Genomic DNA, 15,204 nt, shown 5'->3' with positions numbered 1-15,204 from the left:
CACGTCGGGAGGACGTGTCGTTTCCCGAAGATCGAGTTCCTCGACCGAAGGGACTCCCCCGATGTGCCACCATCCACCCTCTCTCCGACGTCTCCCCGCCGTCTTGACGCTCGTCGCCGTGATGTTAGGCGTCGCCGTGGCGCCGGCTGCGAACGCCGCCGATCGAGGCACGGGCTTCGGTACCTGGGCTCCGCTCTCCCGCACCGGCTGGCACGGCTCCATGCGGGTGGCAGACGTTCACACGTACTGCATCCACCCCGGTCTCCCCGTCGCCACCGGAACCACGACCGACCACGGCGTCTCGACCGACGTCAACGGGCTGACCCCGCAGCAACTCGTCTCGATCAACTACCTCGTGAGCACCTACGGACAGACGGGCGACGCGGTGCAGGCCGCGAGCGTCGGTTGGGCGGTGAAAGCCATCGTCGACCGGGATACGACGCTGCACTCCTGGGGGTACGGCGGAAACGAGCTGACCGAGGCGATCGACTACATCATGCGGCGAGCGAGCCCAGAGAACAGCAGCGCGATCCAGCAGCGAACCATGCAGTATCTCGCCGAAGCCGAGGGCGTGCCCGTTCCACGAGCCGGCGGCTCGCTGACGCTGTCGATGGACGAAGACGATCCCACGCGGGGAGCGGTGACACTCGATGTCGACCCGACCGCCTCAGGAACACTCCGACTCGAGAACGCGGTCTTTGCAGACACGGGAAGCTCCGAGCGTGCCGGAATCCAGGGGGCAGCCACGTACCCGATCATCGCCCCGGCGACGGCGTCCGACGATGGACGGCCGTACGTCGCCCGCGCCGCGGGGACCTTCACCGTGCGTTCGGCGGCCATCCGGTACTACTCGACCCCGGGGCAGCAGGAATCGGCCGGGCCGGCCGAACCCACCACCTTCACCCTGACGACCCAAGACGCCTCACCGCGGCCCGTGCGCTTCTCACCCCGAATCGAGACGGCGGCCACCATCGACTCCCGTGGCCGGTTCGTCGATGACGTCATGGTGTCGGCCGGTGACGATGTCTGGCCGCGACAGAGCGACGGGTCTTTCGTCATCGTGAGCGCAACCGCCGACGTCTACCGGACGAATGCGTTTCCCGCCGAAGCAGCCGAGATCCCGTCGAACCTCAGCCCGGTAGGGCACCTCGAACTCCGCACCGACCCGAAGATCGGCCCCGCCGTCTATCGGACGGTGTCCGCCTCGCTGCCCGGTCCGGGCGTCTACACGGCGGTGTGGCGCATCGAACGCACGTCACAGGATCCTGATTCGGTCGTCAACTTCCCTCCGCGCTACTTCTGGATGGAGCGTTTCGCCACTCCCGCGCAGACGGAGCAACTGGCTTTCTCTCCGCCGCCGGCTGACCCCGAGCCCTCCCCGACGGCGACCCCCGCAACCGTCGCCGCGGTCATTCCGCCGACACCGCCGATACCCCCGCTGGTTCCGGCGGCACTCGCACTGACAGGGGTATCCGGGCCGTCGCTGGTGGTGACGAGCGGCGTCTCGGCTGTCGCTATCGCTGCAGGAATGTACGCCTGGCGGCGCGGTCGCCGACGCGAAGACCCACTGGACGGCTGACGTTTGCCGGGCGTGTGCGTGCGTCGCTTCGAGGCCCGCGCCCCGCTCCAGCAGAACGCGACTGATAGAACTCAAACTCCCAGAGTGGTTCGAAGCACTCCTCGGTGCAGGGTAGACTTGTCTAGTTGAAACGGGGTGTGGCGCAGCTTGGTAGCGCGCGTCGTTCGGGACGACGAGGCCGCAGGTTCAAATCCTGTCACCCCGACCACTTCATCAACAGAAGGGCCCTCCGCTCAGGCGGAGGGCCCTTCTGCCTATCGCGCCGCTCCCCTAAGCGGTCGCCACGGGCTCGAATGTGCTCACCGGTACACCTGAAGGCGTGACTGGGTAGGCTGACGCATTGTGGGTGATCCTCATCCCGACGGTGTCTGCCGGGAGAACCACCGCGACGCTACTCACAGTGACAGGATTCTTGTCCAGATCGCGGGAATTCTCGGAGCCAAGTGGGAACGTAATGGTCTCGATGGCCCCTGCGGAAAGGTCGCGCACGAGTTCCGCACTGATATCCGTTCGCGACGAGCTGGCATCTACGGTCAGCGCCACCCCTGCGGAAGTCGAGAGCGCATGAGCGTCGACCCGAGTCGCCGAGATTATCTCGACTCGAGATGACGCTGGTGCCGGATTTGGCCCCACCGAAAGCACGCGCACGTACGAAGGCACGATGACGCCGTTCGTCGTTGCCCAATCGGCCTCGACCGCGAGGGCCCACGGTGCGCAGGGGGTCGCTGCGGACGGAACTGGCACCGACGTCGGCACCTTCGCCTCATTGAGCACGTCGAGCGTGGTCACCTTTGGCGTACCAATGTTCTCAGTCGGATATAAATTCACAGGCGCCGCTCTAAACATCAACGCCGTTGTGCCCACCGGGACACTCAGAAGTGTCGAACCGTCGTCCAATATCTCATGATTGATCTCGAACACACCGACAGGCGTCACCGCGACGACGCCCTCCGCAACCTCGAAGAGACGACGGTCCCAAGACGCACGGCACTCGAATGCAGCGGTAGCTCCCCTGACTTCGACGACCTGCGGAAAGTATGCGAGGAACTCAGTCGACCACCCTTCATCGAAGCACTTGGACGTGACCAATTCGAGTGGCGTGAGCGCAACCTCTGTGGAAGCTCCGGCAGCAGCCGCGTCGGACAAGCCTGCCTCGAAAGTCGACGCTGCGGCCGACGTGGCTGACGTCGAAAACGTGGCGGCGAGCACCGCGCCTTGCAGCACTGCTCGTCGGGACAAAACGACACGGTTCAAACTCACCACTGAAGGCCTTTCTGATCGAATGACAGGAGGAGCCGGCGGGCGCGCGATGGTCTCGTGGCCTCGAAAAGCGTCGGCGTCATCTCTCCACACCACCGGGAAAAGACATTCCCGCCCACACGAGGAGTCCAACACTCACGACGAGCGAGGCACAGACGAGGGCCCCCATCAGCAGCCGGCGGTGTCGGTACGTCGCCGTGCGGGTCCGCCAGGACACGACGCCACCCGTGAACGCTGTAATGATCGGCAGGACAGACGCGGTGTGGGCCGCAAGCAAAGCAGCAACTTGTCGATCGTCACCCAGCCCAATCCCGGCGAACCCAAAGAGCAACCAAGCGACCGGAAGTGCAATGACGCATACGACCCCCGACCCGATTGTGATCACCACGTCCTGCTTGGCAGCGGGACGCAACACGTGCAGCACAAGTCCCAACACGATCAGCGCGAATCCGAGAGCGTAGGGCCACGCCGCCGTGCCGTCCATACGAACCAACGACGAGGTTCCTCCGAGTAGGAGATGCGCGACCACGACGACACATCCGATGAGAATGCCAACGGTCGCGAGAACCGAGAACCCGTCAGGAACCGAGCTCCCGCGATTGCCGAGATGGTCTGCGTTACTCCTCGTCTCGTCTCTCATTGAGCGCGCAGTCGTTTGATCGCATCCGAGAATCCGAGGCCGATTTGTGTGGCCTCCTCCGAGGTCGGCTGTCGGGCATTCACCAGCGCCCACGATGCCAGCTGGCCCCAGCCCGTTGTGAACACCGACTTCCCGGCCGCTGCGGCGACCTCATAGCTACCTCCGAAGCGGACCTCCATGAAGCGGCGATATCGCCAAACCGGGTCGTCCTGCACGTGCACGCCAATCTCTCGCACTGTGTCGTCGAGCGAACGGTTTGGTGTGTCGCGCAGCATTCGCGTGACGAGCAGCGCGTCGATGTCACCGAGCATGTCGTCGAGGCCGAATCCGGCAGAGGTGTTCCCGATACGGCTCGCCAACCAGGAACGTATGGAATCAGACGGAGCCGCCGTGAGGTAATCACCCCATGCTTGGGCAAGATCCAGGCCCCACGCGCCCAGGTCACTCACGGTCACAACGCTGCCAACTGGTTCCGCGTACTGCCAGTACCGCTGGTAAACCCGAGTGGACGCCGCCCAGTGCGTCATCCTCGCACGAGTGCTCGACGGCGGCAGCGGCATCTCATCGCGCACGTTCTGGTACAACAGGTAGTCCACGGAACTCAAATCCGCAGGAGCGACCGACTGCCAAGCAGGGTTGTTGTAATCCAAGTTCTGCAAATAGAACAGGGCGATCTTCCAGGCAGACTCTCGCGACTGCGCCTGGATTTCGGCGCGAGTAGTTAGCTCGGAGATGTACCAGAAGTAGTCCTCATCGAACGACAGCGTGGTGGGAGGCCCCCCGGTTCCGCTCGAGACGTACGTAAGAGGCGTTCGTGCAACATCGCCACGAGCTGCCGGCCGCGCACGCGCTGACTGGACGTTTTTATCGATCTCGAGGGCCGTGCCCGCCAAGGTCCCGTTCCATATTTGGTCGTACGACCACGACGGAGGCAGCGGAAAGCCGAGGTTACCGCCCCACCCCCATGACATCGACGCAACAAACGCTTCTTGAGCCAGACCTTCGTTGATGATGCGCGCGCAAACGTTTCGAGTGCCGTAGATTCCGATGCGGTAGTTAGACAGTGACGCCTGGAACCGCTTTGCGACTCCCTCGAAGTACGGCTTCACACGAGAAGAGATGGTGTCGTCGAGAGCGTCGAAGTCGACAGCGAAGAAGACCGTGGCTCCATCTGCGAAGCCGAGTTGGCGCAAACGCCTCAACGCCTGGAAGCCGTGATCCAGGCCCTTCTCGTAGCTGAAGTCATCCGGCCCGGTGTTCGCCTCCTGCATGATCGGGAAAGTCCTCAATCCAGCGGCGAAGATGTTCTCGAGCTCCCCCGGCGCATAACGCTTGCCCGCTACGCTCAGATAACGACCGACCGTACGATAGCCGTTCGCGTACAAGCTGGTGCACCAGGATGCCGTGAGTTGCGAAGCCATGTCGGATGCCACCCCCGTACGCGTCTCATCGCCCGTACTGATGAGCAGTGACGCCCACGTCTTGAAGTTCGCCGCCCCCGTCGATCCGAGCTCTGCGTAGCCCTGGAACGCCTTAGTGGCGGTGACGGTGGACGAATCGAACTGGCCATTGAGGGGCGCGTCATATCCGTTGAATCTGAGGGCGCATTGAAAGAGGCGCACCCAGTTCTTGGTTCCATCGACTGAGCCGGAGGAGACGTTGGCTTCCGACGCTAGGCCGCTTTTTGTACTGGGGCCGAAGCTGCCGTTGGCTTGCGAGTCTGAGAGCCCCAGTTCATACTGAATGACCGTCATGAGGCCCTGTTGCGTGCTTCGGGTGAACAGGCCGTCGCACGGCAGGATCGGTTGCTTCCGACTGCGGTACTTCCCGTTGATCCACTGCTGCGCCTCGCGAATCTCCGCCTTGCCCGAACCGATCAGCGAATACGCATCCAGCGTCATTAGCGCCTTGACCATTTTGGGTGTGAACTCTGTCGGAACCGTCTCAGAGAGCGCCGCGAGTCCGCAGTTGTAGAGGAACGACTTCAGGCCATTGTTGGTGACGGCGTCCAGACTCCCCCATTCGTTTCCGCCAAGGTACCCGTGACACCATAGCGCGCTCTGCGCTAGACGCCTGACGTTGTATTTACTGGTCGAGGGACTAATGACGGGATACTGCGCAATCAGAGCCGCCATCGTTCCATTGCCGAAATTGTCAGAGAATGACGAAATACCGAGCTCTTTTTGGAGACCCCGAATCATCCCGTAAATCGTTTGCCACCCAATCTGCCCGTCTTGAGTAAGCGTCCGTCCGAGTACTTCCGCTCCGTACGTCTTATTCAGCCACTCTTGAGTGGCAAGCACCTTGGAATCTGACGCCATGCGGAGGAATCCTCATTTCATAATGGGGCTGCTTGATGCAACTGTCGGCTACCCCGTCGGCATCGCACCACGGGACCGATGGTGATTCGCCCTAAGTCCGACTCAACCCGCGTCGGACCATTGGCCGGCAGTGGTGAAGAGCGAAGCGCCGCTGGCCGAACGACCAACACGCCGAGCTCCGCGCCCGGCCAGACCATCCATCCTCACGAAGTCTCGGATAGTCTGACCGGCGCGCAAGCTGTACGGCTCATGACCGCCGGCCGTACTGTCCGATAGCCGACCTGCGGTTTGGCGAAAAGCTATCCGTTTGTGCCTGCGTAGGAGTAGCTCGAGGCAGAGTAACACCCATTACCATTCGACCAACGCATCGCGTTCATGGTCTGGGGGCCATATACACCGTCGACCGCAATTCCGGCGCGGGACTGCACCGCACGCACCGCGTTCTGCGTTGCAGGGCCGTACGAGCCATCCTCGACAAGATTCGCTCCGTTGCAGCGATTCAGCTGGTACTGCAGGGCGATCGTCGCATTTCGCTCCCCTCCGGGCCACAGGTTGCACGACCGTTGCTTCGGGCTGGTATTCACGCTCGGAAAGACACCGGAAGGCCCGAGCGGCCGCTCCAGCGCGTAAATCGCACTGAAATTGCATGTTGGCACAGCGGCCTGCGCCGCGGCTGGCATGGCAATTGCACCAGCACTAACGAGAAGCGCGACCACAACGAGCCGAGCCATACGAAATTTTCGTGTCAAGTCCTTGCTCCTTTGCTTGTTTTGTGATTTCACCTTATCGACGTGCTTTGTGTTTTCGTATAGGCCGTTTGGGGGACAAATGACCTCAACTTCAAGGCGGAACCTCGTCACTGCTTCTGAATGTGCTGGCAAAACATCGTTCTGGGACGCCCCGCCCGCCGACCGCTCCGACGGACCGCGAACGAGACGCTCCCCCACCCGCGCCCGAAGGCGCGTGCTGCTGGCGATCACCCCCTGCGTGTTCCCGGGCATAACGAAGCGCCCCCGGCCCCTCCCGAAACGGGGAGGCACCGGGGGCGCTTGCTCAGGCGTGCTTAGCTCTTCGCCCGACGCATCGAGCGAAAGCCGAGGGCACCGATCCCACCGAGCAAGAGCGCGAGGGCGCCCCAGGCCAGCGGAGCGACGTCGCCGCCCATACCGGTGACCGCCAGGCCACCACCGTTACCGGCCGGGGCGGGGGTACCGCTCGGGGCCGGGGCAGCAGCCGCGACGACGGTGAAGTTCAGGTACGTGCCGTTCGACACACCCTGGACCGTCTGGACAGCACCAAGCTCGTACGCGCCCCCACCGAGAGCGGTGGGGAGCACGACCGACCACGTGCCGTTCTGCACCGTGGTGCGAGCGACCTCGTTCTGGTTGACCACGACAACAATCTCCGCGCCGTTGACTCCCGTACCCGACACAGACGTCGGAACAGCCGCACCGCTGTAGGTCGCGCCATCATGGATGCCGTCGATCGTCGGCGCCGGCGGGGCGATCGTGAAGTAGATCACAGCCGCGGCGGAGACCTGACCGTCGCGAGCCTGGGTCGCCGAGACGTTGTACGCACCGATGCCGAGGTCGACCGGGATCGACCACGTGCCGTCCGCACGCACAACCGCGCTGCCGTTCGCTGCGACGGCTGCCGGCGCCACCTTGACCTGGGCGTCGTCACCGGGCGCAGAGTCGTCGACCGTCTCGGCAGTCAGGGTCACTGTTGCACCGGGGAGACCGGTCCCCGTGAACTCATTCAGCTGATCAATGACGATCGAGCCGTTTCCGGGCGAGGTGATGACCGGCGGTGCCGCCTTGACCTCGACGGCCGCATCGACCGACGGCGACCGGCTGAAGCCGCTCTTCGCCGTCACCGAGAACGCGTAGGTACCGAGCTTGTCGGGGGCCGCGAAGCTCCAGTTTCCGGAGGCGTCGGTCAGGGCGTCGAAAGCTGCGCCGGAGGCGGGCTTGATCTCGACGGTCGTGCCGGCCGGTGCGGTGCCGGAGATGGTTCCGCCGACACCGATCTCGCCGCCGTTGGCGGGAGTGACGAGAGCCGGCGCGGCGATCTCGACGGCGACGGTGTAGCCACCGGTCCGCTCGAGGCCTGCCTGCAGGTCGGCCGCCCAGAGCAGCGTCCCCGCATCGTCGCCGCCCGAGACGACACCCACCGCGGTGTTGCCCTGGAAGACGGCACCGCCCGAGTCACCCTCGAGGACCATGACCTCGGCGCTCTCGACGGGGAAGCCGTAGACCTGGCGGTCGCCGACCTTCGCCCACCCTTCGAGCTCGAGCACGGTACCCGTGGTGTAACCGGTGGTGCGACCCGACTTCGAGACCTGACCCGCCTGTACCTTGCCGACGGAGGTCACCGCGATGGTCGAGAGCGAGAGGTCGCCCGAGCCCGCGGTCGACCAGTTCGTGATCTCCGGCTTGAGGTTCAGCGCGGTGTTCGTCACGTCGATGGCGGCGATGTCGACGGATGCCTTGTCGCCGACGGTGCCGGCGGAGTTGCCGGGTCCGCCGAACTGCGAGAAGCCGAGCGTGCCGAGAGGGGCGCGGAACGAGACGTCATCGTTGTTGGCGGCGCCGCCACCCGCGGGATCCCCTGTGGGGACAGTCAGCACGCTTGCGGTGAACGCGCCGTCGTCGTTGCAGTGGCCGGCCGTGATGACGGCGGGGGCACCGGTGGGCGTGAATCCCGTGAAGCCGATCGAGCACAGGCCGCCGGCGGCCGTGGGCGGAGCGGAGGGGTCGACGCTGAAGTATCCGGCACCCGCCACCACGTCGGTCTCAGCCTTCGGGCTGAACGGGCTGTCGATGTGCTTCACCACGACGTTCGACTTGGAGTCGGCGAAGGTCTTCGCCTCACCCTCGGCTTCGGTCGTGTAGACGACGACGCGGCCCTGGGTGTCCTTCGTCACAGCCTGAACGTCGTCGTTGGCCAGGAGCTGCTGCGCGGTCGCGTCGAATGCCGGACCGGAGGTCGGCGCGAGCGACTGGTCTTCCCCGGCGAAGGCCGCGGGGGCCAGCAGACCGGAGGCGGTGAGCGCGACGGCGGTGGACGCTGCGGCCCACCCCATACGCTTCATGTTTCGTGTCATCGTCTCATCTCATGTGTCGGTGAAAACGCGCGATGAGGCAGGACGGGAATCTCGATAGGGCCCCCACCCATCTCTCAGCGTCGAGCATTACCTTAGGGCAACCTGAGCATTGTTTATGAGCATTGTTTCGTTTTCCGGTATCGATGAGGAGATTCTCATGTCCCGCCGTTTCGTCGCCCTCACTGCATTCGCCGTCGGCGGCATGATTGCAACGGCGTGCGCCTCCCCCGCCAGCGATCCCTCCCGTGCGTCCGAGGAAGGCCGGTGGGTCGGGCAGGGTCCGGAATTCCTCACCCTCGAGGACGGGGTTCTCACCGGCAGCGACGGCTGCAACGGACTCAACGGCTCGTACTCCCGCGAGGGCGACACCCTCACCGTCCGTCTCGGGCTGTCCACACTGAAGGCCTGCATGGGCGTCGACACCTGGCTTCGCAAGGTGGCCACCGCGACGATCGCCGGAGACAAGCTCACCGTCTTCGACCGCGCGGGCGCCGAGATCGGCATCCTCACCCGGGCCGTCTGAGCCCCCGCGCCCGTCCGCTGCACGCCGGAAGGGGCGACGGGAGCCCGCCGGTAGAATCACTTCGTACGCGGGCCCCTCGGCGGCCCGCCCTCCGCCCGCACGCGACACCTCCGTGCGACGACCTCTCACTGCTCAGGAGCACCGTGTCCGACGCCTCGCCCCGCCTCGTCGCCTTCGACCTCGACGACACCCTCGCCCCTTCGAAGTCGGCGATCGATCCGCGCATCGGCGACCTGCTCCTCGCCCTCGCCGAGAAGGTCGAGGTCGCGATCATCTCGGGTGGACAGCTCCAGCAGTTCCGCAGCCAGGTGGTCGAGCGTCTGCCCCAGGCCTCCCCCGAGCTGCTCGCGCACTTCCACCTGATGCCCACCTGCGGCACCCAGTACTACCTCCTCACGCCCGCCGGCGTCGAGACCGTGTACGCCCACTCGCTCACCGACGACGAGAAGCAGCGCGCGCTCACCGCCGTTCGCGAAGAGGCGGAACGCCTCGGCCTCTGGGAGGCGAAGCCGTGGGGTGACATCCTCGAGGACCGTGGCTCGCAGATCACGTTCTCGGCCCTCGGGCAGTCGGCCCCCCTCGAGGCGAAGATGGCCTGGGACCCCACCGGCGAGAAGAAGAACAGCCTGCGCGAGGCCGTCGCCTCCCGCATCCCCGACCTCGAGGTCCGCTCCGGCGGCTCCACCTCGGTCGACATCACCCACCGCGGCATCGACAAGGCCTACGGCATGAACAAGCTCGTCGAGGCGACCGGTATCCCCCTCGACGACATGCTCTTCGTCGGCGACCGCCTCGACCCCGACGGCAACGACTACCCCGTCCTCGCGATGGGCGTCGAGTGCCAGGCGGTGCACGGGTGGGAAGACACCGCAGCGTTCCTCGAGAAGCTCATCCCGACGCTGCCCGCGCGAACCGCGGAGTGAGCCTGCGGAGCGCGAGCCGTCAGAGGATCTGACCGATCGGCTCGCGCTTCTCCGCCTGGAACCGGTCCTCGGTGCGCCCGTACGCCCAGTAGCCCGACAGCGACACCTGCTCGCGCCCGAGTCCCCACTGCGCGAAGACGAGATCGCGCATCCGCTTCATCGCCTCGCGCTCCCCGTGGGCGAACACGTGTCCTCGTCCGGGAAGCGGATGCCATGACGCCACGGCATCCGACAGGACGTTCGTCGCGCCCGCTGTCGCCCCGCCACGGTGGACCCATGTGATCTCGACCCCGGCGGGAGCCGTCAGCGCGAGCTGCTCGTCCGCGGCCTGCACCTCGACGAAGGCGGCGCCCACGGCATCCGGCGACAGAGCTTCGAGAGCCGCGGCGATCGCGGGGATCGCCGACTCGTCGCCGACGAACAGGTGCCAGTCCGCCGAGGGGTCGGGAGCGTAGCCTCCGCCCGGCGACGAGACAACGAGACGGTCGCCCGGCTGCGCGCGCGCAGCCCACGGTCCCGCGAGCCCCTCGTCGCCGTGCACGACGAAGTCGATGACGAGCTCGTCTCCCTCGACCGCGCGGACCGTGTAGGTGCGGGTCACGGGCAGATCCTCGGGCGCGAGGGTCTCGCGCAGTGCCGCGAGGTCGTACGGCGGCTCGAGGCCGAGCTCGGGCTTGGCGAAGGTGATCTTGACGTAGGTGTCGGTGTGCGGGCTCTCGCGGAACGCCGCCAGGTCGTGCCCCCGTGCGCGCACCCGAACGAGGTGCGGGGTGAGTCGCTCGGTCCCCACGACGTGGAGTACGTGCTGGGGACGCGGCGGGCGCGCGGGTCGATCGCTCATGGGGTTCCTTTCACGCGGACGGGACGGACCGCAGCGCGGCGCGAGCAGCGTCGGCGACAGCCGGTTCCGCCGCGTCGGCCGGACTCAGCGCCTGCGCCACTTCGGTGTAGTAGTCGGTGATGTGCGCCCGGACGGCCTCGCGGGCCGCCGCAGCGTCGCCTGCCGACATCGCCGCGACGATGTTCCGGTGCTCCGAGCGCAGCCGATCCGCCACGACCGGCCACGCGGCGAGGCGGGCCGCCCCCGCGCGCGTGTACGCCTCGATCGAACTGCGCAGCCCCGCCATCATCGCCGAGATCACCGCATTGCCCGACGCTTCGGAGAGAGCCTGGTGGAAGCGCGCGTCGAGGGCGAGGAACTCGTCAGGCGCGAGGTCGTCGGCATCCATCGCATCCAGGATGCCGACCACCTCGGCGAGGTCGACGTCGTCCTGCGCCAACCGCTCGGCGACATCGCACTCGAGCACGATGCGCGTACGCACGACGTCGGTCAGGGGGAAGCCGTTCGCCGCCACCTGGAGCCGGAGGAAGGCGGCGAGGCCGCCCCGCGGAGTCGTGACGATCATCGCACCGGCGGTGGGGCCGGAGCCGGTCGCCGTGCGGACGACCCCCAGCACCTCGAGCACCCGCACCGCTTCGCGGACGCTCGACCGGCCTACCCCGAGCTGCGTGGCGAGTTCGCGCTCCGGCGTCAACCGGTCGCCGGGGGCCAGTCGCCCGTCGCGCAGGTCGCTTTCGATGCGCTCGAGGACCACCTGCCAGGCGCGGGGGGCGGCGTTCGACATGGCATCCCCCGTCCTCGCGGGCGCTGCGATGTGGCCCGACCACACCACCCTATGCGCGGATCGTCAGGCGTCGGCGGTCGTGCGGTATCCCGCCGGGTTCGTGGTCTGCCAGTTCCAGTAATCGCGGCAGGCGTCGTCGATGCCGAGACGCGTGCGCCACCCCAGGACCTCGCCGGCCTTCGAGGGATCGCAGTACGTGGCGGCGACGTCGCCGGGGCGACGGTCGAGGATCTTCTTGGGCAGTTCGCGCCCGACGGCCTTCTCGAACGACGCGACCAGTTCGAGCACACTCACGGGGCGACCGGTACCGAGATTGAACACCTGGTGCCCGGGCTGCGCCTGCTCGAGGGCGGCGACGTGCCCCTCGGCGAGGTCGACGACGTGGATGTAGTCGCGCAGGCCCGTCCCGTCGGGGGTGTCGTAGTCGGCCCCGAAGACGCCGATCTCGTCGAGCGTACCGATCGCGACGCGCGAGACGAACGGCATGAGGTTGTTCGGGATGCCGGCGGGGTCTTCGCCGATCAGACCCGAGGGGTGCGCGCCGACGGGGTTGAAGTAGCGCAGCACGGTGACGTTCAGCTCGGGGTTCACTCGGGCGACGTCGGCGAGCACGACCTCGTTCATGCGCTTCGACTTGCTATAGGCGTTGGAGAGGTCGATGCTCGTCGTCGACTCCTCGGTGAAGGGGAGGTCGGCCGGGTCGGAGTACACCGTGCCGGTGCTCGAGAAGACGAAGCTCCGGATGCCGCGGGCGATGCCCACCCGCAGCAGGGCGAAGGTCGTGTCGAGGTTGTTGGAGTAGTACTCCAGCGGCTTCTGCGTCGATTCGCCGACGGCCTTGAACGCCGCCAAGTGGATGATCGCGTCGATCGGACCGTGCTCGTCGAAGGCGGAGGCCACGACGGCCTCGTCGGCCGCATCGCCCACGATGAGGGGCGCAGACTTACCGGTGATCTTCTCGACCCGCTCGGCGGCGACGGCGTGCGTTCCCGACAGGTCGTCGAGAAGGACGACATCGTGCCCGGCTTCGAGAAGAGCCACGGCCGTGTGAGTTCCGATGTAACCGGCTCCGCCGGCCAGGAGTACGCGCATGGTTCCAGGCTATCGCTCGCAAGCGCCGGGGCTGATCGCTCGGAGGGTCTCAGCGCCCGTCGAGCCGGCCGCCGGATTCGCGCAGATAGCACGCGGCGCACATCGACTCGTAGGTGACTTCGCCCTCGATCTGCCCCTCGTCGATCGCGACCTGGTCACCATCGAAGACGAACCGACCGCCGACCAGGCGCGCGTTGAAGATCGCCTTGCGTCCGCAGCGGCAGATCGTCTTGAGCTCTTCGAGGCTGTGGGCCAACTCCATCAGGCGCGCCGATCCCGGAAAAGCCTCGGTGCGGAAGTCGGTGCGGATCCCGTAGGCGAGAACGGGGATGCCGTCGAGCACCGCGATCCGCAACAGGTCGTCGACCTGGGTCGGGGTGAAGAACTGCGCCTCGTCGACGAGCAGGCAGGCCACCGGCGCGTGCCCCGCCGCGCTGTGGAACACCTCGCGCAGATCATCGCCGGGGGCGACGAGGAAGTCGACCGGACGCTTCACGCCCAGCCGACTGTCGATCTGGTCGGCGCCCTTGGTGTCGATCTCAGGCTTGGCCAGCAGAACCCGCTGTCCGCGCTCCTCGTAGTTGTACGCCGCCTGCAGCAGGGCCGTGGACTTGCCCGAGTTCATCGCTCCGTAGCGGAAGTACAGCTTCGCCACGCGGACCTCAGGGGTTGATCGCGAGCGCGTGGGCCGTGGCATCCAGCTCTCTGCGGGCCGCGTCGGGATTCGTGTTCAGCGTCTCGCCGTAGCTGGGGATGAGGTCGCGCAGGCGCGGCTCCCAGGCGGGCATGCGCTCGGGGAAGCAGGTCTTGATCAAACCGAGCATGATCGAGACGGCGGTCGAAGCTCCCGGCGAGGCGCCGAGGAGCCCGGCGATGGTGTGGTCGGCCGAGGTGACCACCTCGGTGCCGAACTGCAGCACGCCGCCCTTGTCCTTGTCGCGCTTCATGACCTGCGCGCGCTGACCGGCGTCGAGCAGCTCCCAGTCCGCGTCCTTGGCGGTCGGCATGAAGTCGCGCAGGCTGTCGACCTTCTTGGAGTGGGTCTTCAACAGCTCGCTGACGAGGTACTTGATCAGGCTCGGGTTGTCGACGGCGACCTTCAGCATCGGGCCGATGTTGTGCGGGCGCACCTGGGTGACGATGTCGAGCATCGAGCCGTTCTTGAGGAACTTAGGGCTGAATGTCGCGAACGGGCCGAACAGCAGCGACGACTCCCCGTCGATCACGCGCGTGTCGAGGTGCGGCACCGACATGGGGGGCGCCCCCACCGAGGCCTGCGAGTACACCTTCGCGCGGTGCTTCGAGACGATGTCGGGGTTCGAGGTCTTGAGCCACTGCCCGCCGATCGGGAAGACGCCGTACCCCTTGATCTCGGGGATGCCGGAGCGCTGAAGGAGCTTGAGAGCCCAGCCGCCCGCACCGACGAAGACGAACTTCGCGTTGATCGAGCCGGGCGTTCCCCCGATCACGTGGCGGTACGAGACCTCCCACGTGCCGTCCTTCTTCTTCTTGAGCTTCTTGACGTCGTGGTTCGTGGCGACCTCGACGCCCTTCTCGCGGAGGTTCGCGAACAGCTGACGGGTGAGCGAGCCGAAGTCGACATCGGTGCCGGCGGGCACGCGGGTGGCCGCGAAGGGCTCGCCCTTACGGCGCTTCTGCATGAGCAGCGGGGCCCACTGGTTGATGACGCGCGAATCCTCGCTGTACTCGATGCCGGCGAACAGCGGCTGCTGCTTGAGCACCTCGTAACGCTTGCGAAGGAAGGCGACGTCCTTCTCGCCACGGACGAAGGTCATGTGCGGCGTGGCGTTGATGAACGTCGAGGGCTCGTCGAGCACGCCCTCGGCCACGAGCGAGGCCCACAGCTGGCGGCTCTGCTGGAACTGCTCGTTGATCGTGACCGCCTTGGCGGGATCGATCGAGCCGTCCTTGCCCTCGGGCGTGTAGTTCAGCTCGCACAGGGCCGCGTGCCCCGTGCCCGCGTTGTTCCACGCGTTCGAGCTCTCTTGCGCGACGTCGCTCAGACGCTCGAGCACGGCGATCTTGAGATCGGGCTGGAGGTCTTTCAGCAGAGTTCCGAGAGTGGCGGACATGATGCCGCCACCGATGAGGAGAACGTCGACGTTTTCAGTCAC

General features: G+C 66.2%; 12 protein-coding genes and 1 tRNA gene. 4 read left to right on the top strand and 9 right to left on the bottom strand.

Annotation, left to right across the window (positions count from 1 at the left end; translation table 11 throughout):
- Window positions 1-136: 136 nt before the first annotated feature.
- Entirely contained in the window at window positions 137-1,579 is a 1,443-nt protein-coding gene (locus BLS25_RS11290) for a hypothetical protein (protein ID WP_074695726.1), read from the top strand.
- A gap of 131 nt (window positions 1,580-1,710) precedes the next feature.
- Window positions 1,711-1,787 (top strand) — tRNA-Pro (locus BLS25_RS11285).
- 62 nt (window positions 1,788-1,849) lie between these two features.
- Here the strand turns inward: BLS25_RS11285 and BLS25_RS16675 are convergent.
- The 4 genes from BLS25_RS16675 to BLS25_RS11265 all read right to left on the bottom strand — a co-directional run bounded on the left by BLS25_RS16675 (window position 1,850) and on the right by BLS25_RS11265 (window position 8,894).
- Window positions 1,850-2,839, bottom strand: coding sequence for a hypothetical protein (locus BLS25_RS16675; RefSeq protein WP_143017919.1), 990 nt, complete (start codon window positions 2,837-2,839; stop codon window positions 1,850-1,852).
- Between the two features lie 636 nt (window positions 2,840-3,475).
- On the bottom strand, window positions 3,476-5,800 hold the full coding sequence (locus BLS25_RS11275; protein WP_081349790.1) for a glycoside hydrolase domain-containing protein: 2,325 nt from the start codon (window positions 5,798-5,800) through the stop codon (window positions 3,476-3,478).
- A gap of 299 nt (window positions 5,801-6,099) precedes the next feature.
- Window positions 6,100-6,480, bottom strand: coding sequence for a peptidoglycan-binding domain-containing protein (locus BLS25_RS17180; RefSeq protein ID WP_256335580.1), 381 nt, complete (start codon window positions 6,478-6,480; stop codon window positions 6,100-6,102).
- Window positions 6,481-6,863: 383 nt separating this feature from the next.
- Window positions 6,864-8,894 carry a chymotrypsin family serine protease gene (locus tag BLS25_RS11265; RefSeq protein ID WP_143017918.1) on the bottom strand — a complete coding sequence of 677 codons (2,031 nt, stop codon included), beginning with the start codon at window positions 8,892-8,894 and terminating at the stop codon, window positions 6,864-6,866.
- 169 nt (window positions 8,895-9,063) lie between these two features.
- Here BLS25_RS11265 and BLS25_RS11260 point away from each other — a divergent pair, with 169 nt between their 5' ends.
- Window positions 9,064-9,429 carry an META domain-containing protein gene (locus BLS25_RS11260; RefSeq protein WP_074695719.1) on the top strand — a complete coding sequence of 122 codons (366 nt, stop codon included), beginning with the start codon at window positions 9,064-9,066 and terminating at the stop codon, window positions 9,427-9,429.
- A gap of 143 nt (window positions 9,430-9,572) precedes the next feature.
- Entirely contained in the window at window positions 9,573-10,352 is a 780-nt protein-coding gene (locus BLS25_RS11255) for an HAD-IIB family hydrolase (RefSeq protein WP_074695718.1), read from the top strand.
- Window positions 10,353-10,371: 19 nt separating this feature from the next.
- Here BLS25_RS11255 and BLS25_RS11250 read toward each other — a convergent pair whose 3' ends face one another.
- The 5 genes from BLS25_RS11250 to BLS25_RS11230 all read right to left on the bottom strand — a co-directional run bounded on the left by BLS25_RS11250 (window position 10,372) and on the right by BLS25_RS11230 (window position 15,204).
- On the bottom strand, window positions 10,372-11,193 hold the full coding sequence (locus BLS25_RS11250; RefSeq protein WP_074695717.1) for a siderophore-interacting protein: 822 nt from the start codon (window positions 11,191-11,193) through the stop codon (window positions 10,372-10,374).
- A gap of 10 nt (window positions 11,194-11,203) precedes the next feature.
- Entirely contained in the window at window positions 11,204-11,977 is a 774-nt protein-coding gene (locus BLS25_RS11245; protein WP_074695716.1) for a FadR/GntR family transcriptional regulator, read from the bottom strand.
- Window positions 11,978-12,040: 63 nt separating this feature from the next.
- On the bottom strand, window positions 12,041-13,069 hold the full coding sequence (gene galE / locus BLS25_RS11240) for a UDP-glucose 4-epimerase GalE (RefSeq protein WP_074695715.1): 1,029 nt from the start codon (window positions 13,067-13,069) through the stop codon (window positions 12,041-12,043).
- A 49-nt stretch (window positions 13,070-13,118) separates the two neighbouring features.
- Window positions 13,119-13,724, bottom strand: a complete 606-nt coding sequence (locus tag BLS25_RS11235; RefSeq protein WP_074695714.1) for a thymidine kinase — start codon at window positions 13,722-13,724, stop codon at window positions 13,119-13,121.
- Between the two features lie 7 nt (window positions 13,725-13,731).
- Complete coding sequence (locus BLS25_RS11230; RefSeq protein ID WP_074695713.1) at window positions 13,732-15,204, bottom strand: malate:quinone oxidoreductase; 1,473 nt, start codon at window positions 15,202-15,204, stop codon at window positions 13,732-13,734.

Source organism: Microbacterium testaceum StLB037, assembly GCF_900104345.1.
GTDB classification, from domain to species: Bacteria; Actinomycetota; Actinomycetes; order Actinomycetales; family Microbacteriaceae; genus Microbacterium; species Microbacterium testaceum_A.
Note: the sequence above shows the minus strand (reverse complement) of the source record. Positions and strands in the feature narration are given on the sequence as shown.

Coding starts and splice junctions, on each gene's coding strand:
- BLS25_RS11275 (WP_081349790.1), bottom strand. CDS start 5,800: ATGGCGTCAGATTCCAAGGTGCTTGCCACTCAAGAGTGGCTGAATAAG.
- BLS25_RS17180 (WP_256335580.1), bottom strand. CDS start 6,480: ATGCCAGCCGCGGCGCAGGCCGCTGTGCCAACATGCAATTTCAGTGCG.
- BLS25_RS11265 (WP_143017918.1), bottom strand. CDS start 8,894: ATGAAGCGTATGGGGTGGGCCGCAGCGTCCACCGCCGTCGCGCTCACC.
- BLS25_RS11260 (WP_074695719.1), top strand. CDS start 9,064: ATGTCCCGCCGTTTCGTCGCCCTCACTGCATTCGCCGTCGGCGGCATG.
- BLS25_RS11250 (WP_074695717.1), bottom strand. CDS start 11,193: ATGAGCGATCGACCCGCGCGCCCGCCGCGTCCCCAGCACGTACTCCAC.
- BLS25_RS11245 (WP_074695716.1), bottom strand. CDS start 11,977: ATGTCGAACGCCGCCCCCCGCGCCTGGCAGGTGGTCCTCGAGCGCATC.
- galE (WP_074695715.1), bottom strand. CDS start 13,069: ATGCGCGTACTCCTGGCCGGCGGAGCCGGTTACATCGGAACTCACACG.